Source organism: Thermodesulfobacteriota bacterium, from assembly GCA_035559815.1.
Classification (GTDB): Bacteria; Desulfobacterota_D; UBA1144; order Nemesobacterales; family CSP1-2; genus DATMAT01.
Window position 1 is genome coordinate 80,898 of record DATMAT010000008.1, and the last position, 22,406, is coordinate 103,303.

Annotated in this window: 22 protein-coding genes; 12 read left to right on the top strand and 10 right to left on the bottom strand. The window is 45.9% G+C overall.

What is annotated here, in order from left to right; translation table 11 throughout:
• The first annotated feature begins 9 nt into the window (after positions 1-9).
• The 5 genes from VNN20_01440 (at position 10) to VNN20_01460 (ending at position 4,677) form a co-directional block, all read left to right on the top strand.
• On the top strand, positions 10-2,175 hold the full coding sequence (locus tag VNN20_01440; protein HWP90849.1) for an amylo-alpha-1,6-glucosidase: 2,166 nt from the start codon (positions 10-12) through the stop codon (positions 2,173-2,175).
• A gap of 329 nt (positions 2,176-2,504) precedes the next feature.
• A complete protein-coding gene (locus VNN20_01445) occupies positions 2,505-3,038 on the top strand; it encodes a YIP1 family protein (GenBank protein ID HWP90850.1) in 534 nt (177 codons plus the stop codon).
• A 118-nt stretch (positions 3,039-3,156) separates the two neighbouring features.
• Positions 3,157-3,375: a DUF2191 domain-containing protein gene (locus VNN20_01450; GenBank protein ID HWP90851.1), complete on the top strand. Its 219-nt coding sequence runs from the start codon at positions 3,157-3,159 to the stop codon at positions 3,373-3,375.
• On the top strand, positions 3,376-3,753 hold the full coding sequence (locus VNN20_01455) for a PIN domain-containing protein (protein HWP90852.1): 378 nt from the start codon (positions 3,376-3,378) through the stop codon (positions 3,751-3,753). It abuts the gene before it with no gap.
• Between the two features lie 213 nt (positions 3,754-3,966).
• A complete protein-coding gene (locus VNN20_01460) occupies positions 3,967-4,677 on the top strand; it encodes a hypothetical protein (protein HWP90853.1) in 711 nt (236 codons plus the stop codon).
• Between the two features lie 60 nt (positions 4,678-4,737).
• On the opposite strand, the gene cimA is transcribed toward VNN20_01460, so the two are convergent.
• The 7 genes from cimA to VNN20_01495 all read right to left on the bottom strand — a co-directional run bounded on the left by cimA (position 4,738) and on the right by VNN20_01495 (position 11,550).
• Positions 4,738-6,339, bottom strand: a complete 1,602-nt coding sequence (cimA, locus tag VNN20_01465; GenBank protein ID HWP90854.1) for a citramalate synthase — start codon at positions 6,337-6,339, stop codon at positions 4,738-4,740.
• Between the two features lie 162 nt (positions 6,340-6,501).
• On the bottom strand, positions 6,502-7,731 hold the full coding sequence (locus VNN20_01470) for an aspartate kinase (protein ID HWP90855.1): 1,230 nt from the start codon (positions 7,729-7,731) through the stop codon (positions 6,502-6,504).
• A complete protein-coding gene (gene tsaE, locus VNN20_01475) occupies positions 7,674-8,210 on the bottom strand; it encodes a tRNA (adenosine(37)-N6)-threonylcarbamoyltransferase complex ATPase subunit type 1 TsaE (GenBank protein HWP90856.1) in 537 nt (178 codons plus the stop codon). The genes VNN20_01470 and tsaE overlap by 58 nt, the downstream gene beginning before the upstream one ends.
• 46 nt (positions 8,211-8,256) lie before the next feature.
• Complete coding sequence (locus VNN20_01480; protein HWP90857.1) at positions 8,257-9,813, bottom strand: NAD(P)H-hydrate dehydratase; 1,557 nt, start codon at positions 9,811-9,813, stop codon at positions 8,257-8,259.
• A 157-nt stretch (positions 9,814-9,970) separates the two neighbouring features.
• Positions 9,971-10,975, bottom strand: coding sequence for an ectonucleotide pyrophosphatase/phosphodiesterase (locus VNN20_01485; protein ID HWP90858.1), 1,005 nt, complete (start codon positions 10,973-10,975; stop codon positions 9,971-9,973).
• A 22-nt stretch (positions 10,976-10,997) separates the two neighbouring features.
• A complete protein-coding gene (locus VNN20_01490) occupies positions 10,998-11,165 on the bottom strand; it encodes a hypothetical protein (protein HWP90859.1) in 168 nt (55 codons plus the stop codon).
• A gap of 88 nt (positions 11,166-11,253) precedes the next feature.
• Positions 11,254-11,550 (bottom strand): hypothetical protein, encoded by a 297-nt coding sequence (locus VNN20_01495; GenBank protein ID HWP90860.1) that lies wholly within the window; start codon positions 11,548-11,550, stop codon positions 11,254-11,256.
• A 215-nt stretch (positions 11,551-11,765) separates the two neighbouring features.
• On the opposite strand from VNN20_01495, the gene VNN20_01500 reads away from it, so the two are divergent.
• Positions 11,766-12,734, top strand: coding sequence for a radical SAM protein (locus VNN20_01500; protein ID HWP90861.1), 969 nt, complete (start codon positions 11,766-11,768; stop codon positions 12,732-12,734).
• 577 nt (positions 12,735-13,311) lie between these two features.
• On the opposite strand, the gene cysS is transcribed toward VNN20_01500, so the two are convergent.
• The 3 genes from cysS to VNN20_01515 form a co-directional block, all read right to left on the bottom strand.
• A complete protein-coding gene (cysS, locus tag VNN20_01505; protein HWP90862.1) occupies positions 13,312-14,754 on the bottom strand; it encodes a cysteine--tRNA ligase in 1,443 nt (480 codons plus the stop codon).
• A 97-nt stretch (positions 14,755-14,851) separates the two neighbouring features.
• The gene (locus VNN20_01510; protein ID HWP90863.1) at positions 14,852-15,661 is read right to left on the bottom strand and encodes an SDR family oxidoreductase; all 810 of its coding nucleotides are present in this window, start codon (positions 15,659-15,661) and stop codon (positions 14,852-14,854) included.
• A 766-nt stretch (positions 15,662-16,427) separates the two neighbouring features.
• On the bottom strand, positions 16,428-17,024 hold the full coding sequence (locus VNN20_01515) for a hypothetical protein (GenBank protein ID HWP90864.1): 597 nt from the start codon (positions 17,022-17,024) through the stop codon (positions 16,428-16,430).
• A 133-nt stretch (positions 17,025-17,157) separates the two neighbouring features.
• Between VNN20_01515 and VNN20_01520 the strand changes: the two genes are divergently transcribed.
• The 6 genes from VNN20_01520 (at position 17,158) to tsaB (ending at position 22,404) form a co-directional block, all read left to right on the top strand.
• A complete protein-coding gene (locus VNN20_01520; GenBank protein HWP90865.1) occupies positions 17,158-17,649 on the top strand; it encodes a methylated-DNA--[protein]-cysteine S-methyltransferase in 492 nt (163 codons plus the stop codon).
• Positions 17,650-18,111, top strand: coding sequence for a phosphatidylglycerophosphatase A (locus tag VNN20_01525; GenBank protein HWP90866.1), 462 nt, complete (start codon positions 17,650-17,652; stop codon positions 18,109-18,111).
• 131 nt (positions 18,112-18,242) lie between these two features.
• Positions 18,243-19,484 carry a competence/damage-inducible protein A gene (locus tag VNN20_01530; GenBank protein HWP90867.1) on the top strand — a complete coding sequence of 414 codons (1,242 nt, stop codon included), beginning with the start codon at positions 18,243-18,245 and terminating at the stop codon, positions 19,482-19,484.
• A 24-nt stretch (positions 19,485-19,508) separates the two neighbouring features.
• Positions 19,509-20,552: a recombinase RecA gene (recA, locus tag VNN20_01535; protein ID HWP90868.1), complete on the top strand. Its 1,044-nt coding sequence runs from the start codon at positions 19,509-19,511 to the stop codon at positions 20,550-20,552.
• Between the two features lie 9 nt (positions 20,553-20,561).
• Positions 20,562-21,713 carry a type IV pilus twitching motility protein PilT gene (locus VNN20_01540; protein ID HWP90869.1) on the top strand — a complete coding sequence of 384 codons (1,152 nt, stop codon included), beginning with the start codon at positions 20,562-20,564 and terminating at the stop codon, positions 21,711-21,713.
• A gap of 7 nt (positions 21,714-21,720) precedes the next feature.
• A complete protein-coding gene (gene tsaB, locus VNN20_01545; protein HWP90870.1) occupies positions 21,721-22,404 on the top strand; it encodes a tRNA (adenosine(37)-N6)-threonylcarbamoyltransferase complex dimerization subunit type 1 TsaB in 684 nt (227 codons plus the stop codon).
• Positions 22,405-22,406 lie beyond the last annotated feature (2 nt).

The following is a 22,406-nucleotide window of genomic DNA, read 5'->3' on the forward strand; positions in this document are numbered from 1 at the left end:
AAATCTGCTATGGAAGAGATAATTCGGGTAAAGGACCAGTTTTATATACTGGCAACTTCGTCCCTAGCCGATGACCGGACCCGGGTGCTTAAACACGGTGATACCTTTGCTGTTTTTGACCGCTACGGGGACATACAGCCGGTTGGAGTAGGCGAGCAGGGCATCTATCATGAAGGGACAAGGTTTTTATCCAGGCTGGAGTTCAGGCTAGGTAAGGATCGTCCGTTACTCCTAAGCTCGACGGTGAAAGAAGATAACGCACTTTTAGCGGTTGACCTTACAAATCCGGACCTATATCTCGGTAGCCAAGTTTTAATACCGCGTGGCACGCTCCACATATTCCGTGCCAAATTCATCTGGCAGGGTGTCTGCTACGAGCGTCTGCGAATATGGAACTACGGTCTTAACCCGATTAACGTCACTCTTTCCTTTTATTTTCAGGCTGATTTTGCCGACATCTTCGAGGTACGCGGGCTAAAGAGAGAGAAAAGGGGACAGCACCTAGACGATATCTTAGAGGAGAGAACAGTTCTCCTGAGTTACCGTGGTCTTGATGATATAACACGGCGGACGAGGCTAGAGTTTTCTCCAAGCCCGAAGGAGATGTCCGGCTCTGGGGTTATTTTTGATGTATCCCTTCAGCAAAAGGAGCAAACAACCCTTTTCCTGGTCATTTCTTGTGAATCAAACGGTTCGATTTCACACCCTCTATCTTACGACGAAGCCTTTTCCTCTGCCGGCTATGCTTTGAAGACGGCAAGAACTGGCGAATGTAAGATCTACACATCTAACGAGCAGTTTAACGATTGGCTTGGCCGCTCTTTAGCTGATCTTCACATGATGATTACCGATTTGCCGGAAGGTCCTTATCCTTATGCCGGAGTGCCTTGGTTCAGTACCCCTTTTGGCCGAGATGGAATCATAACCGCTCTGGAATGCTTATGGGTTAATCCTGGAATTGCCAGGGGCGTGTTAGCGTATCTATCGTCGACGCAGGCGAGGGAATCTATTCCGGAAGGTGATGCGGAACCTGGGAAGATACTGCATGAGACTAGAAAGGGAGAGATGGCTGCATTGGGAGAAGTCCCATTCGGACGCTACTATGGCAGTGTGGATGCCACCCCCTTATTTTGTATGCTGGCCGGGGCATATTATGACCGAACCGGTGACCGGGATTTCATTCAATCGATATGGCCGAATATAGAGCTTGCCTTAAAGTGGATCGATACTTACGGAGACCTGGACGGTGATGGATTTGTAGAATATTTCAGACACTCTCCAAAGGGCCTGGTCAACCAAGGCTGGAAAGATTCTGCGGATTCGGTGTCTCATTCCGACGGTACGTTGGCAGAGGGTCCTGTAGCGCTCTGTGAAGTGCAGGCATATGTGTATGCGGCAAAGCTTGCCGTAGCAAAGCTAGCCTCCATGTTGGGACAAAAGCAAATGGCCGAGGAACTTAAACATCAAGCACAAAATCTCCAGGAAAAATTCGAGTGGTCTTTTTGGTGCGAAGAACTTTCGACATATGCCTTGGCTTTGGATGGCAAAAAGCGTCCTTGTTACGTTAAGACATCAAACGCTGGGCACTGTTTATTTGCCAAGATTGCCAGCCCGATAAGGGCGAAACGGGTTGCCGAAACCCTTTTATCTTATGACCTGTTTTCCGGTTGGGGTATACGTACACTGGCGGCTTCGGAGGTTCGCTATAATCCTATGTCATACCATAACGGCTCCGTTTGGCCTCATGATAATGCGCTCATCGCTGAGGGGCTAGCTAGTTATGGTTTCAAGGACTTGGTCCTCAAGATATTGACCGGTCTTTTTGATGCCTCCCTCTTCATTGACCTTCACCGAATGCCTGAGTTATTCTGTGGATTTGCCAGGCGGACTGGTGAGGGGCCAACCCTTTATCCGGTTGCTTGTTCTCCGCAATCCTGGGCCGCCGCCTCGGTATTTTTGCTTCTGCAGTCCTGTCTCGGACTATCGATAGATGGCTCTAAGTCGCGGGTGTGCTTTTCTTATCCGGTGCTTCCGGAGTTCCTTCAGAAAATCGATATCAAAAGTCTGAGGGTGGGAAGTGGCTCGTTAGACCTTACACTACAGAGATATGAACATGACGTCGGAATCAATGTAACCAAGAAAGTAGGCAACGTTAAAATAATTGTGGCGAGGTAGTTTTTGAATCGGTTCCGTCAAAGAAGAGTAATAACGGATTACTCTGATTTATCGAGCGGTTTTTGTGCCTGGGTCGGAAAAGACGCGGGTGGAAATCCAAGAAATAAAAGATCATGGGTTTATTCCTACTAGACTCGGAGTGAGCAAAATAGTAAAATAAGCTCCAAGCTAATTGACCGCCGCTATCACTATTAGTCTCAGGTTATTCTGATTGGTACGATTTTTCGATACTGCTCAACGCTCTCTTACTTTTTGACTTAGCTATCGACAGTATGCCGGTAGAATAAGGCAATATCGTTTTTCGGTAAATAAACCCTAAGGAGGTTACAATGGCTAGTTTTACAGATCGGATAGTTCGTGCGGTAAAGTTGGATTCAACACTGTATGAAGAGGTAGAGGCAGACACCGGCGCTATGGGGCAAGCTTTAGGAGTTGTTGTTCTGGCCAGTATAGCGGCGGGGATAGGCAGTATTAGCGAGGTGGGGGGTTCCGGAGTTTTTATAGGAGCAATAGCCGCTCTGGTTGCCTGGCTGGTATGGGCATTCCTCACCTATATCATCGGTACAAGACTCCTCCCTGAACCGCAGACCAAAGCCGATATCGGCGAGTTGCTCAGGACTATCGGCTTTTCCAGTTCGCCGGGGTTGCTCCGGGTATTAGGTTTTATCCCGGTTATAGGGGGGATAATATTTTTTGTTGCGTCGATCTGGATGCTGGTGGCGATGATAATCGCCGTCAAACAGGCGCTTGATTACGGCAGTACCTGGAGGGCAGTCGGAGTTTGCCTAATCGGCTGGATCGTCCAGGCGATAATCCTCGGAGGATTGTTTTACCTTATGGGCGGCGCACCGCAGATCGAGTAAAAGGGGTTTTATTTATAGGGAAAAGTCTTTTATGCAAATGGTGAGCGGGACTGTTCTGTTTTTATTCTTGTATTAGGGTTCAGTTGACAATACGACCATATATCGTATATTAAGTCGTATGAAAGTAACTGCTATTTTACCGGATGATTTGGTTGATCAGATAAAACGTTATTCCAAAGGCAAAAATATTACTGAGTCTTTGATTATTGCCTTGAGAGACTGGATTGCATTACAGAAGATCAAGGAGTTAAATCAACGGATCAAAAAAGAACCTCTCAAATTCAAGAAAGATTTTTCTGCTGATAAGGTCAGGTCTGTTAACAGAGAATTAGGTTAAATGATAATAGCAGATACTTCAGTCTGGATTGAATTCCTAATGAAAAGAGAACCAATTTTTTCCGTTTTTGAAGAAAAGCTGAGCTCTAGAGAAATAGTCGGAATTGAATGTGTATTTGGTGAACTACTGCAAGGTTGTTCTACTGAGAGAGAGATTAGCATAATAAGATCGTATTGGCATAATGTACCTAAGGTTAACGAAAGAAACGTTTGGATCGACGCTGGGGAGTATTCGGGAAGAAACAATTTGATTTCCAAGGGTGTTGGGTTAATTGATACTGTAATTTTGGTTTTAGCAAAACGCGCAAAATCAAGCGTTTGGACCTTGGATAAGAAACTTCTCAAACTTTTAAATAAGGAATTAGTTTTCAGGTTGTAGTTCTCTCGTGCCGGATTAATATTAAGCAAAAGAAATATGAACGCTAAAAACGAACCAAATTTAGATCTTCATTCTATGGCGGTTAGAGTACAAACTCTTTTCAGTGCTCTTGAGAAAATAGCAGGCTTTGAGTTGCCCAATCTATCGAAATAGAAGTTCACTGCTGTTCATGTCTCGATCACCGCTATTCCACGCCTGCCCAATCTAGCGAGATTGACTGTTGAGGGTGGTTCACGTCGAGACTGGCTAACTATCTTTTCAGAAGCTGTTCTGGGATATGTTCAAGAGGGACTTGCCGCATCTTACTACCATCTTGCTATTGTCGAATCAATGGAACAGCAATTGCTTAACTTAGCAAAAGCTTACTTGCCCATTATACAAATCGGTGAGGGAACGGCAGTTGCAGGAGGTAATACTCGCCGAATGAACTTTGAGTATCAGGCATTTGTATTTGCTCTTCGGCGCACTTTGGAATATTTTGCAGTTTCGGTCGGTGCATTCTTCAAACATGATGTGCATAGAATCCCTAAGCTCGCACATATCATTTCCGGAGCAGAGCCCAGAGATATCAGTGAAAAGGTTAGCTTAGTACTCGAAGAATCCTTGCGGAAACTATCGGACATTTTGCCTCCTGATAATAAGGAAAGATCTGTACGAGACCAGCTTGCTCACTGGAGAGCTGTTGATGCGGGCGTATTTAACATTACTCGTGCTTATGGTAGTAACCGGATTCTAATTGCCATTTGTGGTGGCGGAGAAAATCTTCGTCCGTGGGATTCTGAAGTGGGTATTGAACCACGGGTTCTGCAAGAAGGAGAAATTGCCACAGTGAGGCTTACACCAGTTCTGAGTGATCAAATTTCGCGTGTTGAGAATTTAATATTTGGTACATATTTTGAAATGGGTTTGCTATCTAAGCCATGAATTTCTGATTATGCCAGTCAAATTGTTCGATGCTAGCATAAATTTGAAATAATCAACAGCTTATCCCCTTGCCTTCGCCGCCCTCTTCGCCTCATCCTTGAGTAGTTTGTAATCAATGCTGTCAACCATGGCCTTCCAGCTTGCTTCGACGATGTTTTCGGAGACGCCCACTGTGCTCCAGTCGCTCTCGCCGTCTCCCGATTCGATGAGCACCCTAACCACCGCATCAGTACCCTGGAGCGTCGAGACCACTCTCACTCTGTAATCCTTGAGCTTCACCTCTTTTAGCGCCGGGTAGAACTTCTCAAGCGCTTTCCGTAGGGCATTATCAAGCGCGTTCACCGGTCCGTTTCCGATCGCCGCCGTATGTTCGGTTATTCCGTCTACCTGGACGATGACCGTAGCCTCGGAGATAGGCTCCTCGTCGTCCTTGTGTTTTTCCACTATTATCCTGGCACCCTTGAGTTCAAAGTGTTTTTTGTACTGACCTAATGTTTTTCTGATGAGAAGTTCAAACGATGCGTCTGCACCCTCAAACTCGTATCCCTGGTTTTCCAGCTTCTTAAGCTCGCTTAAAATCTTCTGCACCTTCTTGTCGTTGGGGTCAAGCTCTATTCCCAGCTCTTTAGCTTTATAGAGTATGTTGCTTCTCCCGGAGAGGTCGGAGACAAGCACACGCCTTCTATTCCCGATGACCTCCGGATTTATATGCTCGTAGGTCTCGGCATTCTTCATGACCGCGCTAACATGTAGCCCCCCTTTGTGGGCAAAGGCACTTTCTCCCACAAAGGGGCGGTTTTTGATTGGAGGTAGGTTGGTAAGTTCGTGAATAAAATGCGAAACCTCATATAATTTCTTGAGTCCTTCATCGCTTATAGAGTTGATACCTAGTTTCAGCTTAAGATTGGGGATGATGGAGCACAGATTGGCATTCCCGCATCTCTCTCCGTATCCGTTCATAGTGCCCTGGACTTGGCTCGCTCCGCCCAATACGGCATAAAGGGTATTGGCAACCCCTAATTCTCCGTCGTTATGGGTGTGAATTCCAAGACTGGGATTCCCCAGTTTTAAATTCACTTCCCGGACTGTTGATTCGACCTCCCAGGGAAGAGTCCCACCATTGGTATCACAAAGAACGAGCGTATCCGCCCCGCCGTCCAGGGCGGCTTTAAGGGCGGCTAGAGCGTATTCGGGGTTTTTCTTATAGCCGTCAAAGAAATGCTCCGCATCAAAAAATACCTCGTCCACCCTCTCCTTAAGATATGAGATGGAGTCGTGAATTATCTCCAAGTTTTCTTCGAGAGAAATCCGGAGGGCTTCCCTTACGTGGAAGTCCCAGCTCTTGCCCACGATGGTAACGACCGGGGTTTCCGCTTCCAGTAACGATTGAATGTTTCCATCTACATGACACTTTTGGCCTGCCCGGCGGGTGCTTCCGAATGCAGCGATCTTCGATTTATTTAGTCTCAGCTTTTTAGCCTCTTTGAAGAATCCCTCGTCCCTCTCGTTGGAGCCGGGCCAGCCTCCTTCGATGTAGTGGATGCCCATCTCGTCAAGCTTCGAGGCGATCCGGATTTTATCATGAATGGAAAAAGAAATATTCTCTCCCTGGGTTCCGTCCCTGAGCGTTACGTCGTATATCTTTACCATCCTCTCCGTCATTTCCTTCTCCAAGCTAATTATTTAATCACAAAGGCCCCAAGACACTAATGTTGCTGTGTTAGCGTGTTTACTGGTTAACGGGTTAAAAACAAACATGTGAACATATCAACTCGTAAACTAGTTAACAATTTCCTTAGTGCCTTCGTGTCTTGGTAGCTAAGTTCATTCTCCCAAATTAAATGCATCATGGAGCGAGCGGACCGCCAACTCCGTGTATTTCTCGTCTATAACGCATGATATCTTTATCTCAGACGTACTTATCATAATAATGTTTATTCCTTCGCGCGCAAGTGTCGAAAACATCCGGGAAGCTACCCCGGAGTGGGTTTTCATACCCAATCCGACTAGAGATATTTTAGCGATTTTATCGTCTGATGCCACGCCCTTCGCCCCGAGCTCCTTTGCCAAATTCTCGGTTATCTTGATCGCCTTTTTGAAATCCGTCCGGGGAACGGTAAAGGTCATATCGGTATAACCCTCCGAGCTTACGTTCTGCACTATCATGTCAACGACAATGCCTTCATCGCCTAGCGGCGTGAAAAGCCTTGCCGCAATGCCGGGCCGGTCCGGGACCTGCATTATGGTGATCTTTGCCTGGTTCTTGTCGGATGTGACCCCGGATATGACCATGTCTTCCATTTCTGCCATTGCTTCCTCCTCTTCTACGACCCATGTTCCTTCTGCGTCTGGTTTCGACGTCGGGCGCACATGTATCGGAACGCCGAATTTCTTGGCAAACTCAACAGCCCTGGCCTGTAGCACCTTAGACCCCAGGCTCGACATCTCCAGCATCTCTTCGTATGAAATCTTTCTCAGCTTCCGGGCACTCCGGCAAACGCCCGGGTCTGTGGTGTAAATCCCGTCCACGTCATCCTTATATAGTTCACAGGCATCCGCTTTAAGCACTGCGGCAAGTGCGACAGCGGTGAGGTCGGAGCCGCCTCTCCCCAGGGTGGTAACGCTTCCCTCATCGTCCACTCCTTGAAACCCGGCGACGACCACAATCTTTCCCTCCAGGAGTGCCTTTCTTATTTTCTGGTCGTCGATCCTCACTATCCTTGCCTTTGAATGTGAATTGTCGGTTATGATTCTCACCTGATGTCCCTGAAAAGATATAGCATCATGCCCCAGGGCTTTGATCATCATGGCTAAAAGCCCCGCTGAAACCTGTTCTCCGCTGGATGTAACCACATCCAATTCCCTTTCATCGGGCGGGTCCATGATCGAGCGGGAGAGTTTAATCAAGCGGTCCGTTTCCCCGGCCATGGCCGAAACAACTGCTATTACCTTGTGTCCCTTCTCCTTAGTATTGATTACGTGCCCGGCAACCCATTTTATCTTGTCGATGTTGGCAACGCTCGTTCCACCGTACTTCTGAACAATGAGAGCCATTTTTCGTTTCCTTCGATTGTTATATTGCGTTCGGTCTCAAATTCCCCGTTATTTTCTTCCGGGATGACAATTTCTATCCTTATGGTTTCCTCGGGAAGAATCTCTTCTATGCGATCTGCCCATTCAATGACTGAAACGCCGTCGCCGAAGAAGTAGTCCTCGTACCCTATTCCTTCGAGTTCATCCACCCCGGAAATTCGATAAAGGTCAAAGTGATAAAGGGGCAATCTTCCTTCATAGGCGTTCATAATCACAAAAGTAGGGCTATTAGGTTCCTCTCTGGTATCTAATCCCTTTGCTATTCCCTTTACCAGAACCGTTTTCCCGGCACCAAGTTCGCCTTTTAAGGCTATAATGCTACCCGGCTTGAGCAAGGAAGCTATTAGCTCTCCCAGTTTAATCGTTTCCTCTACCTTTGAGGTGTGTATGTAAATACTTTCTGCTACCGCTTTCCTTTTGGAATGCTCAACTAATGACATTTGTGATGAAAACCTGTGGGGAGCGCATATATGCATTCCCTACAATTTAGCGAATTCTATGGAAGAACTGCTCCCTCTGCCCGTGAAGAATCGTTTTTAATGTTTGAGGCAAAGAATCGGCAACATCCCCGGCAATGATCCCGGCTTGCCCCCTTTTATCGGCGGCCAAATCACCGGCCAAGCCGTGGGAGAAAACTCCCAAAATACAGGCGTATTCGGGGCTATACCCTTGAGCCAGGAATCCCCCTATAATCCCGGTTAGTACATCTCCCATACCCCCTGAAGCCATACCCGGGTTACCGGTGGGGTTTATGAATACCCTTCCATCGGGTGTTGAAACTACTGTCCTTGCGCCTTTAAGCACAGTGAAGACATTATACATAGACGAAAAATCCCTAGCAACGCCGATGCGGTCCTTTTGTATATCCTCGGTGGTCTTGCCAATTAACCGGGACATCTCACCGGGATGAGGGGTGAGGATGATGGGCGCTTTTAGGTCCTTCAGAATATCAAGATTTTGCGCTATCAAGGTAATCCCGTCCGCATCGACCACCGTCGGCAATGTCGACCTTCCGAGAATCTGGTAGAAGAAATGGGCGGTGTCCTCGGTTGTGGAGATCCCCGGCCCTATCGCCAGCGCCGTTTTTCTCGAAGACATGATCCTAAGAGCTGCTTCTACGGATTCTTTTCCAAAGGTGCTATCTTTGGCTTCCGGGAGAGGCTCAGTCATGGCTTCGGTTAATTTCTCCTCCAGAATAGGGTTAAGACTCCTGGGTACTCCGACTGTGACGAGGCCAGTTCCAACCCTAAGCGCTCCCTCCGCGACAAGGGTAGCGGCTCCTGTTTTTCCGGGGGAGCCGGAGAGAACGAATAGATGCCCAAAGGTGCCTTTATGGGTGTTTGGCTGTCTCGGTTTTAATATTTTTCTAACTGTATCATAAGTTATGAGTTCGTAAGGGATATCCTTTTCGAGAAACTTAGGTGTGGTAATGTCGACCACATAAACCTTTCCTGCGTACTCTATTCCCGGGTAGATTGACAGTCCCAGTTTTGGTAAGACAAATGTCACCGTAACGTCCGCTTTTACCGATAGACCGAGTGGATACCCGGTGTTAGCATCCAGTCCCGATGGGAGGTCGACCGAGACTCGGGGGACGGGTTGTCTGTTTATGAATTCTATGGCTTCTTTATAAAACCCCTCGACCTCCCTATCCAGTCCGGTGCCAAAAATGGCATCGATTATGACGTCAGCTTGCTTGTATTCCGAGAGTGTACCCTTGTTCTCGACCAATAGGCCGCCGATTTTACGTAGTGACTGATAATTGGTGAGTGCATCACCTTTATACTTTTTGGGGTCGGATAAGACGTAAGTGGTTACATCCAAGCCCTCTCCGATAAGGTGCCTGGCCACAACAAAGCCATCTCCCCCGTTATTGCCGCCGCCGGCGAATATGGCCACCCTTTTAGCCTGGGGAAATTCTTGGAGCAGCACATTTGCCACTGCCCGCCCGGCATTTTCCATGAGAATAAGACCGGTAATACCGTATTCCTCGATCGATGCTCTGTCTATTTCCCTGACAATCTCGCGGGTCGCTAGTTTCATCTGAGAAGAAGTAAATAATTTGATAAGTTATTAAGTATATATGATAAATTACTTTTAATAAATCAGCTAACCTGCCTTGAATTTGTGACTTTTTAAGCGTATGTAGGAGTTGCAAAATTTGTGGCGAACTCAGATTCGTTGAATCGGGTATCTCAAATTAAAGTTTTGCACCTATCATATTTAGGAGTATAGATACCCCTCGCTTACATCTTGTCTTTCCCAAAGGCTGAGTCGGAGCTATAAAAACCTCTTTTATAGGTTTTCCTTCCCACTTTGGAGGTGGTTTTATGCCCAGGGCAACAAGTACAGTTGCCGCCGTATCGTAGATGTTAACATTCCCGTTAATCCGGTAGCCTTTCTTGACCCCCGGCCCAACTGCAATCCAGGGTATGGTGATAACCTCCGAATCAGAGCCGATATGATTCTTTCCCTGTCCGCCGTGGTCGGAGGTAATGATCAATAATGTATGCTCGTATATTCCCGCCTCATCGAGCGATTCGAGAATCACTTTTATTGCTCTGTCCACCTGTTCGAGTGCTTTAATGTAATCTTCCGACATCCAGCCCATCTGGTGTCCGGTGAGGTCCGGTTCGGGAAAATGGATAAGAACTAGCTCTGGCCTCTCCGTTTTCATGTATGAGGAGAATCGAGATGCTATCGTATCGTTGCTACCCGGTGCCTCTCCGGTAGATTCGAAGTGGTCTACAGTGTTCGGCCTTGCCAGATATCGAAGTTTATCCTTGCCCACAAACATAGCTGTTTTTAATCCCTTCTCCTTTGCCACGCTGAAGATTGTCTCTATGTCTACATGCTTCATGAATGGCACCCAAAAGTTTATTTTCATGCCGTGTCTTTCGGGAGTAAGTCCGGTAAGTAATGAGGTGTGTGCGGGTAAGGTGCGGGCAGGAATCACTGTCTTAGCTTCAAGTGAGCAAGAACCTTTCTTGATGAGTGACTGTATGTGCGGGACATTCCCTTCAGTAATTGCATCCGGTCTCAAGCCGTCGATGGTTATGATTATAACGTACTTTGCTTTTGCATCGTTCGTATGATCCGGGTCCGGATTATGCTGGTTGGTTTGAGCGTATCTAACCCAGCTAGATATGTTTATCAGTATGATAATGATGAGTAATGCTTTGGTTGGAAATTTTGGATATCTCAAGGCGAGACAGGAAAAACGTTGATTAAGTCTCTTCTGATTCGCTGATTAACTCCCGGTGTTTAACCCTTTTTTCTTTCTCTTTGTCCTTCTTTGACTTTATGACCTTTCCGGCTTTGGCAGTTTTTTTCCTGATTTTAAAGAAGCCTTCAAATCTGGACCTTATCTTATCCTTCCGATGTCTTTCTCCCATACTTTAATACTAACCTGGATCCGGCGGATGGAAAACTAAATTAGGCCATGGAGAAGATTGCTCGTAAATTATTCGATATCGCTACCTTCTACTTTGCCATTCCTCCGTATGGAACCGGTCTTGAATCACCGAGGGTTTGTACCACGGTATTCACAAACTCTTCGGCGTGTTGCCAACAGAGAAAATAGGTAAGCGATACCCCGGTTCCGGCAGGGCTGGAGAGGCTGGATATGGAAAAGGTTTGGTAGTGTCTACTGCATAAATCTTTCTTGCACACCGCGCATTCCTTTATTGCCTGTCTCTGTCCTTCGCTATCACACCGAACCCCCTTCTCATCTACGTGGTCGCACTCGAATACCTCTATATTCACGATTTTCTTGGACATTTCTCCCTCCATCAAATCCTTGCAGGCTGGTACCTTGTAGAACCGCTACGGGCTCAGCTCAAATAAAATTTTTCTCTCAAATTAATCAAAATAGCATGACAAGTCAATAGTGATGTTGTTTTTTAGCCTGAAATGGAGCGAGTCCTCCGGCTTCTCTCGATTGTCATGGTAAATTACCACTTGATTACTAGAGGCCCTTCTGTAATAATTTCAAAATGCTTACAGTCAAACAGGGTGTAAACGGGGCACTAAAGTATCTTTACACCAAGGCCACCGGAAGACCCAAGCTGGTTAATCTGGAGATAACCAAGCTTTGTAACGCCAAGTGTGATTTTTGCGACTATTGGCAGACCAGACATGAAACCCGACTATCCGATTATCGCCCGGTAATAAAGAAGATTAATCCGCTGGTTGTAGTGATTACCGGCGGAGAGCCGATGCTCAGAAAGGACCTGCCGGACATAGTCAGGCAGGTGAAAGAGTGTTCGATCTTCATATTTACCTCCATGGTTACTAAGGGTGACCTGTTGACCCTGGAGAAAGCAGAGGAGCTTTTCGCTGCCGGGATTGACCAGATTGCCGTATCCCTAGATTTTCCCGGGGAGAAACACGATTCCTATAGGGGAATTCCCGGATTATGGAATCACCTGTCCAATCTCCTTCCGGAGCTTTCAAGGAGATTCAGTAAAAAGAGCATAGTGTTGAATACCATAATTATGGAAGACAACCTGGACCAGATAATCGACATTGCACACAAGGCAAAAGAGTGGGGAGTAAGTATTTCCTTCAGCTCCTACTCGGTGATGAAGACCAACAACAGCAGCCACTTCATTAAACAGCAGAAGTTGGAAAAAATTAGGGAAGTGGTCAATAACTTGATAGAGCTCAGGAGAAAATGGAAAGGGGTTATCGTTTCCACCGAATACTATCTCAAAGAAGTGCCGGAATACTTCGAGAGGGGTGGGGTTCCCGATTGTCTGGCCGGTATAAACATGATTCAGGTAACCCCAAGCGGTCATCTAAAGAGATGCTCGGAGATGCCGGTTACTGCCCATTATAGCGACTACAGTCCGGATTTATACGGCAAGACCAGGTGTGAAGCATGCTGGTATAGCTGTCGCGGCGAAACCCAGACTCCTATAAACATTAGGAGAGGTTTGGAGTATATGGGAATATGGCTTTAAGCAAGATGCGGGATACAGGATACATGATGCAGGATTCAAGATGCACGATGCATGTAAAACTTATCTAGCATATATGTGTAAAAATCAAGATTTAATTTGTCAGAGAGCGTCGGGATAAGTTACATTTTTCCAATAAATTACCGCAATCACTTTGTAAATCCGCTCATTCCTTAGTTTCACTTGATACAGGCTCTGAGCATGCCCTGGGATTTATCGAAGGGTCGATAGAAGTACGAAATTTCTTGAGGTGTTCATTCTTCGACTGTGCTCAGAATGAACGGTTTTTATTTCATTAATCATTTTAGCTGATATATATCCGCTCATCCTGAGCCTGGTCGAAGGATGGGTTATTAAGGTGTTTGCCCTTCCGCCCTACTCAGAATGAACGGGGTTTTACTAGAAAATGCGATTAACAGACTCTTCGCTTTGCTCAGAGTGACATTTATAAAAGGAAATCATTCTATTAAATACAACTTGCTAAGGTAGTGTCCGTTTGATTAAATCCTGGCTATTACACATACAATGTGTTCTGTACCGTGCATCGTTCGACTGAGCTCACGACAAGTCTTGCATCCTTTTATGTTTGGCTTTTTACCCGCCAGATGGTTCCTTCTTTAGAATCTTCGAGTAATATTCCTTTCTCGCTCAGGTATTCTCTGATTTCGTCCGCCCGTTTCCAGTTCTTCTCCGTTCTGGCCTTATTTCTCTCTTTGATTAGTTCCTGAATCTCTCTTTCGGTGATTTCAAGGTTTATCTTAGCCAGCTTCTCTCTCTTTAAATAGTCATCCGGGGCAAGCTCTAATATTCCCATAGTGCTTCCGAAAGCTCTCAGTTCTTCTATACTCTCAGACAGGGTGGAGGACCATCCGGTAGAGTCGATAGACCGGTTGATTGCCCTGACCAGGTCAAATAGGTTTCCGAGTGCATCCGCTGTGTTAAAGTCGTCGTACATTGCTTCGAGCCAAGCCGTCCTGAATCTTTCTAGATTGCTTGCCAGCTCGACGTCTACTCTTTCCTTATCCTTTTTCAGGTCTTCTGCCCGTTTGAGAGTTATATAGATTCTCTCTAATGCTGACTCATTCTCGTCCATGGTGCTATCCGAGAAATCAGCCGGGTTCTGGTAGTGATGGGATAGGAAAAACAACCTTATTGCTTCTTTACTCCATCGGGACAGGGCTTCCCTCACATTTATGATGTTGCCGACGGATTTTGACATCTTTTCCCGGTTGATTTGGATAAGCCCATTATGCACCCAGTGTCTGACGAATTCGACACCGGTTGCCGATTCGGACTGGGCTATCTCATTCTCGTGATGGGGGAATATTAAGTCCTTTCCTCCCCCATGTATCTCAAAACTTTTTCCGAGATACTTCATACTCATCGCCGAGCATTCGATATGCCAACCCGGGCGCCCTTTCCCCCACGGGCTTTCCCACCACGGCTCTCCAGGCTTTGCTCCTTTCCACAGGGCAAAATCAAGCGGATCCTCCTTCTGCTCGTTTATGTCTATCCTTGCCCCGGCCAACATTTCCTCCGGTGTTCTTTTGGAAAGCTTTCCATATCCGGGAAACTTCTTTATGGAAAAGAAAACGTCGTCTCCGGATCGGTAGGCGTAACCCTTATCAATGATGGTCTTGATAAGCTCGATTATTTCAGCTATGTGTTCGGTGACCTTGGGTTGAAAGTCAGGCGTTTGCACCCCGAGGGAGGCCATGTCCTCGATGTATTCTTCCGTATATATTCGCGATATTTCTTCTGACGGGATTCCCGTCTCCTTTGATTTGTTTATTATTTTATCGTCGATGTCGGTAAAGTTTCGGACGTAGGTTACGTCATAACCTATCTTCTTAAGGAATCTCTGTATAATATCAAAGGTCACCGCCGCCCGGGCATGACCCAGGTGAGCGGAGCTATAAACGGTCGGACCGCATACGTATATTCTTACCTTTTTACCCTCGAATGGGGCCAGGTCTTCCTTTTTTTGAGTGAGAGTGTTGTATAGCCTTATTTTTTTTTCCATGGAATGTGGCTTGGATATAGATACATGATGCAGGATGCATGATACAGGATACAAGATGATTAATCCTGGTATCCCGCATCCCCTATCTTGAATCAGCTTAAATCAGGTCCTCTCCTCCATCTACCTTTATTACGTTTCCGGTTATCCAGTGTGTACCCCTGGCGGAGAGCGAAACAATGGCTTCCGCTACATCCTTGGGTCGGGTTAGCCTTCCGCTCGGGTTTACCCGAAGTGCATTCTCCACGATAATATCGCTTCCTGGAATCTTACTGAGGGCAGGGGTTTCGGTAACCCCGGCTTGAATGGCGTTGGCAGTGATTCCCAAGGGGGCAAGTTCCACGGCAAGTTGTCTGATATGGGATTCAAGGGCTGCTTTGGCGGCGGAAACGGGACCATAGGTTTTCCAAACCCGGTGTCCTCCGGCGCTGGTCATAGCAAATATTCTTCCCCCTTCGACCATCAGTTTCCGGCTGACCAGTTCTTGAGTCCAGTAGACTAGGCTGTGAGCCATGACATCGAGGGTCATATTCATATTCGTATCGGTCACCATTTCCTTTTGTGAGGAGGCAATGTACGGCTTAAGGGTTCCAAAAGCAAGCGAGTGAACCAAAACCCTTATTCCGGAAGGGTTGTCATTTTTTTTCAGGGTCTCTTCTATCTGGTCCAATGTCTCTTTTCTTTTTTCCGGGTCGGATGCGTTAATGTTGAAAAAAACCGCTTTTCTCCCTTTATCCTTTATCTGACCGATTATTCGTTCTACGTTCTCCATGGTGGATTTTCTGTCTAAGTGGACGCCGAAGATGTGCATTCCGGCTTCGGCCAGTTCTAGGCTGATGGCTTCGCCAAAACCGCTAGAAGCCCCCAGTATAAGAGCCCACTTGTCTATCAAACTATTATCGGCAGTCAATGCCTTTCCTCCTCATTTTGTTGCTTTAGATGGGTTAAGAATAGTAGAGATTCTACGCATTTTGAGTGGAAATTCAAGAATCCAAATTTCTTAGTGATAAAGGTTTAAGCATACTGGCTAGGGAATATAAATCGCAATACCTCAGGTATTATTTGGCGATAATGCTTGGGAAAAATATTGAATTCTATTCCAGATCATATAGATAGTTATTTTCATTTGATTTAGGAAAGATTACGTAAACTTAACATTTAACAATTGCCCAATTGTTTTGCTTTTGCAAGCTACTTATTAAGATTATAATAGCCCGAGATTTATTATTAAAAAATAGTATATAAGAAATGACCAATCATAGGAAAAATTACCTCAAAGACCGCGTACACACGTTATTGGGGACAGAGCCCTTGATGTATTTCGATATTGTACACCCACAGTGTGGGTAATTAATGTATCTGAGAAGGATTATGGTTGGGATATTATTGTTACTATTGTTGAAAAAGAGGATATAAGAGAGTTTTTTTGCCCAGTTAAAGGCTTCTGACTCTCCTGACTATGTAGATGGCGGAAAATTTCTAAGTTGCTCACTGAAAGTTAGCACTATTGACTTTCTTTTGGATAAAACTATGCCCACAATGCTTTGCCTTATGTGATGCAAGTAGCTGTTTGGTGTAACTGCCACAAAACTTTTCCGAGGATGAGAGGTTGAGATTTGAAAATTGCTTTGTAAAAAATCCTCCAGATTTTATGAAATAATGACTAAGCTGGAGATTCAGGCTCTTTTATTGCTTGAAAATGTTATTTCTTCTTTACTAGTTTCTTGTCCATACCAGCAGGCTAAGGCCAGGGCAAAAATGAGGTCTTCATATTCTGGTTTTTTATCAGACTTGCCCATATCATCATTCTTTGGGGTTTTGTGTACGCGGAATCTCAAAATCTCTTCGGCGATTACCCTTCCTAGAGCCGATTGGGGGTTTATCCTTAACCTTTCGGCAACATATAACATTTGCAAGTTCGTGAGAAGTTCTTTCTTTAGTAGAACACGGTCCACATCGTTACTTGTTGCCGTACCCTCGTCGATCATGGTGACGGCTACGGGATTTAATTTGGCTTTAATTAAGGAGTCAATTAATTTTTGTCCACAAACGGTGGTATCTGCTATCAGGTCGAGGTTCTCTTTAAGCTGATCGTTATCTAAAAACTCAATGATTCGGTTTACGATATCGTCATCGGATTTAAACTTAAATCGCTCTACACGTCTCAGGTTGTATCTTTTGTTTATTCGATACTTCCCGAAGGTCTCCACTAGGGCTATAGCCGCATGACCCTCGGCTTTCCCTGGGCTTAGGCCGAGAATAAACCTTTTCATATCCTTTTTTCCCATTTTCATTAACTATAGATTGGATTTCCGTGCGGGAAAAGAGCTTTTTCTTGACAAGCCTTATACGTGTATGAAAACTATGAGTCGATGGGTTGGTTCACGTTAATTAAGAGGTGTGTATATGGATACATATAGTTTGTCTAAGCTTGATACTGAAATTGGAACTATTTTTGTTATCGGCACAGAAAATGGTCTTTCTAGGGTTGTGCTTGGGAGGTATGAATTCGAAGAATATGTGAGCGGTCTTAATGGAACTGCGCTTGTCGAAGATGGCAGGGTTCAAGAGTCGGCGAATGAAATCAAACTCTATCTCGAGGGCAAATTAAAAGAATTTCACACGAGGTTAGATTTATCTTCCGGAACATCATTTCAAATATCTGTCTGGAGAGAATTGCTGAATATTCCTTACGGCAAGGTTAAGACTTACGGCCAGGTCGCCGATAAGATTGGCAAACCTGGTGCGGCAAGGGCGGTGGGCAACGCGGTAGGAGCAAACCCAATTCCTATTATTATCCCCTGCCATAGGGTGGTCGCCACAAACGGCCTGGGCGGTTATTCCGGTGGCATCGAGATCAAGAAGAGGCTTCTTCGAACTGAAGGGGTAATCCGATAATTGAGAGAATGGGTCGTAAAGCTTCTGGCCACCTTCTTTTATTTAGGTTACTCGCCGGTTGCACCGGGTACAGCCGGCACGATTGGAGCAATCCTGCCTTTTTATCTGATATCAAACCTGTCACCTTTATCCTATTTTTTAATTCTCTTCGGGTTTATAATTTTTTCTGTATGGATTTCCACCGAGGCTAGCGCCATATTCAACAAGACCGATCCTTCTTCGGTAGTGCTGGATGAAGTTTGCGGTTATTTAGTGACGATGTTTCTCGTTCCGGCTAGTTTACTGAACATATTCTTGGGCTTTTTTCTCTTCCGGTTCTTCGATGTCCTAAAGCCTCCTCCGATAAAAAGCGCCGAGAACCTGCCTCGTGGATTGGGAATAGTGGCCGATGATGTTCTTGCGGGCATATATGCGAATATAGTACTCCAGGTTGTTGTGAGGTTCATATTTCCAGCGAATTAACTGGACGCATGAATGAAAATAAACAAGTTACAGGATGCTTGAAACACGATGCATGATTCAAGATGCATGATGCGCGATACGCAAACGTCTTTTACATCTTCTAACTTGCATCGTGGTGAAGGAGTGATTTTATGAAAATCGAGATTATAACTACTGGTGATGAGATAATGAGCGGCATAACCCTTGATACCAACTTCAGATGGGCTGCAGAAAAGCTGACCAGCCTGGGTTTTGACCTGAGATTTCATACCAGTGTAGGAGACGATGAAGGGGATATTATGATAGCGTTCAAGACTGCTTACGTTAGAGCAAAGGCAGTCATAGTGTCGGGGGGTCTTGGCCCTACCCCTGATGACCTGACCGCTAACGTCGCCTCTACATTCTTTGGTGTTCCCTTAGAGCTTAATAACGAAGCTCTTGAGATGATAGAGAATAGATTCAAGGAACAGGGACGAACATTACTCGATATAAACAGGAAGCAAGCTTACATACCCCGGGGCTCTAAAGTTCTAAAAAATTTCTGGGGTACCGCTCCGGGGTTTCAGTACGAAAAAGAAGGCGTGGTGTTTTTCTTTCTTCCCGGGGTTCCAAAAGAATTCAAAGAGATGTTGGAAAATTATGTGGTTCCTGAGTTGGAGAGAAGGGCTGTTGGCAGAAAAAGGTATGAATTCAGACTGGTGAGGACCTTCGGTCTCAGGGAATCTGAGGTTGCGGAGAAGCTTAAGGGAGTAGAGAGGGATGGGTTGACTATAGGTTATAGGGCTCATTTCCCGGAAATCCACCTGAGGCTCTCGGCATTCGGAGATACGGAGCTAGAAGCGAAAAAAATAATGACCGATGGGCTTGAGGAGATTAAATTGAGGTTAGGAGAATATGTATTCTCCACCGAGGGCGAAACGCTGGAAGAGGTCGTAGGAAAACTGCTATCTCAAAAAGGGTTAACCCTTGCCCTAGCCGAGTCATGTACAGGCGGCCTCGTTGCTAACCGGGTCACTAATATTCCTGGAAGTTCTGATTACTTTGATAGGGGGATTGTTTCATACAGCAACAAAGCTAAGATAGAAGTTTTGGGTGTTCCTAGATTCCTTATAGAGTCATACGGCGCGGTGAGTGAAGAGGTGGTCCGAGCTATGGCGGATGGGGTAAGGAAGCTTTCCAATGCAGATTTGGGCGTGGCAATTTCTGGTATCGCCGGGCCCGGCGGAGGTACACAGGAAAAGCCGGTTGGGACTGTCTGTATAGGGATTTCTCATCGAGAAAGAGGAACGTTTTCTAAGAAGTTTCAGTTCAAGGGTTCGAGAGAAGAGATAAAACTGATCAGCTCGGAGGTAGCCCTTGATTGGATTAGAAAATTTGTGTTAAATGGTGTATAATCCAATGATAAATGAGGGGATGGTATGTCCAAAGAAGTAGCTTCAAAAGAGCCGGCAAGTAAAGAAAAAGCAATAGATCTGGCTATATCTTCCATTGAAAAACAATTCGGTAAGGGCGCGATTATGCGCATGGGAGCAGAAACCTCCGTTCCGGAGATCTCTGTGGTTCCTACTGGTTCGATAGGGTTAGACATTGCTCTCGGTGTGAGAGGGTTGCCGAGGGGGAGAATCGTAGAGATCTTTGGCCCTGAAGCTTCTGGGAAGACCACGCTGGCTCTTCACGCTATAGCCGAGTCACAAAGGCTGGGAGGTATTGCCGCTTTTGTCGATGCGGAGCATGCCCTTGACCCAAAATACGCTAAAGGGCTTGGCGTGAAGGTAGAGGACCTCCTAATCTCGCAGCCCGATTTTGGAGAGCAAGCACTAGAAATAGTCGATACACTCGTAAGAAGCGGTGCCGTTGACCTGATCGTTCTCGATTCGGTAGCGGCGCTTACTCCAAGGGCTGAAATAGAGGGAGATATGGGAGACGCGCATGTCGGGCTTCAAGCTAGGCTCATGTCTCAGGCCTTGAGAAAAATCACGGCCAACGTTAACCGGTCGAAAACTATCGTCGTTTTTGTGAATCAAACTCGAATGAAAATCGGTGCCCCGGCCTATAGCAACCCAGAAACTACCACTGGGGGGACAGCGCTTAAGTTTTACGCCTCGGTAAGAATAGACATAAGAAGGATCGGGTCTATAAAGGACGGGGATGAGGTTTCCGGAAATAGGGTGAGAGCCAAAGTGGTGAAAAACAAGGTGGCTCCTCCGTTTAGAGAAGCCGAGTTTGACGTCATTTTTGGCAGTGGAATCTCTCAGGAAGGTGAGTTGATAGACCTCGGCACTAAATATAGGGTAATAGAAAAGAGTGGGACCTGGCTTTCTTATAACGGAGAAAGACTAGGACAGGGAAGGGAAAACGCAAGGGTTTTTCTCAAAGAAAATCCCGAGATTATGCAGAAAATCAAAGAAGAGGTTTTCTCAAAGTCCGGGATTATAAAGGAGATAAAACCCGAGGAGGAATGAATGGCCGAGATAAATATTGATGATCTTCTGAGGGGTGCGCTCAAGGTAGGAGCTTCCGATGTTCACCTTAAGTCCGGTAGTTGCCCGGTTTTTCGAGTTAATGGGCGATTGATTCCCATAAAAGAGGCTCCTCAGCTCGTCAGCGACGACATCAAAAAGATTGCTTTTTCTATGATGAACAACCTGCAGAAAGAAAAGTTTGAAAAATCGTATGAAATGGACCTGGCTTACAGCATCCCTGGTCTTTCTCGGTTCCGGGTAAATGTCTTCCAGCAGCGGGGAACGCTCTCTATGGCTATAAGGGCAATTCCTTTTAACCTTATGTCCTTCCAATCCCTTAATCTACCGCCAATACTGGAAAAGATAGCCCAGGAGGAACGCGGCTTGGTAATCGTCACCGGGACAACTGGTAGTGGCAAATCGACCACGCTGGCGGCAATCGTAGATTATATAAACGAGACGAAGGCTAGGCACATAATCACTATTGAAGACCCGCTTGAGTTTACCCATCAAGATAAGAAGAGCTACATAAACCAACGAGAAGTGGGGATTGATACACTTTCTTTCGCCAATGCTCTCCGGGCTTCACTCCGGGAAGACCCGGATGTGATACTGGTTGGTGAAATGCGTGACCTGGAGACCATAGAAATCGCCATAGCTGCCGCCGAAACTGGGCACCTCGTATTTTCGACGCTTCACACTTTGGATGCTCAAGAAACAATTAATAGAATACTCGCCGTATTTCCGTCCCATCAACAGAATCAGATCCGCTACCAGCTGGCCCAGGTTCTGAAGGCTGTTATCTCGCAGCGCCTAATGCCCAAGGCTGATGGTAAGGGAAGGGTTCCTGCAGTCGAAGTACTAATTGGAACTGCCAGAATCAAAGACCTGATATCCGACCCGTTAAAAACCAAAGAAATAAGAACTGCGATTGAGGAAGGACACTTACACTACGGTATGCAAACCTTTGACCAGTGTCTATACAATCTATATAAGAGCGGCTTAATTACCTACGATGAAGCCATGAGGCAAGCTACCAATAAGGACGACCTTGCGCTCAGGATTAGGGGTATTACTTCAGGGTCATCCGGGCTGGCCAGGGATCAGATGGAAGCGGATAAACCCAAATTTGAGGGGGGGTTGAAAGTAGACAAGATTTAGCAGAAAAATGAGAGTTCTAGGAATTGAAACCTCAACCATTTCGGGAAGTGTGGCAATTTTAGATGACGACCGGGTTCTGGGGGAGTTATCTCTAAATGTTGGACCTGTACACTCAGAAAAACTCCTACCCGTAATTGAATGGCTCCTCAAGGAAGCGGATGTAGATAAAAAAAGGATTGAAGCAGTCTCAGTATCTATAGGTCCTGGCTCTTTCACTGCATTAAGAATAGGCATTTCCACGGCGAAGGCACTGGCTTTTTCGCTGAAGATTCCAATCGTGGGAGTTTCTTCACTCGAGGTCCTGGCTTCAAATTTGATTTTTACACCTTTTACTATATGTTCTATAATAGATGCTAGGAAGAAGGAGGTTTTTGTTGGTTTTTTCCGGTCGTCCGACGGGAGACTGGAAAGGGTTTCTGATGAAATGCTAATTGCCCCGGAGATTATTCCCAACATAACTAAGGAGAAAACCATATTTGTTGGTGACGGAGCGATGATTTACCGGGATTCTATTGATTCGGCCTTAGGAGGGTTTGCCCTTTTTTGCCCGCCGCATCTTAACATGCCCAGAGCGGCATGCTGCGCATTTCTAGGTGCACAAAAATTAAATAAGGGTTATAGGGATGATTTGTTACATCTTGTCCCTCGATATTTACGAAGGGCTGACACTGAAATTCTTAGGGAGAGGTGATC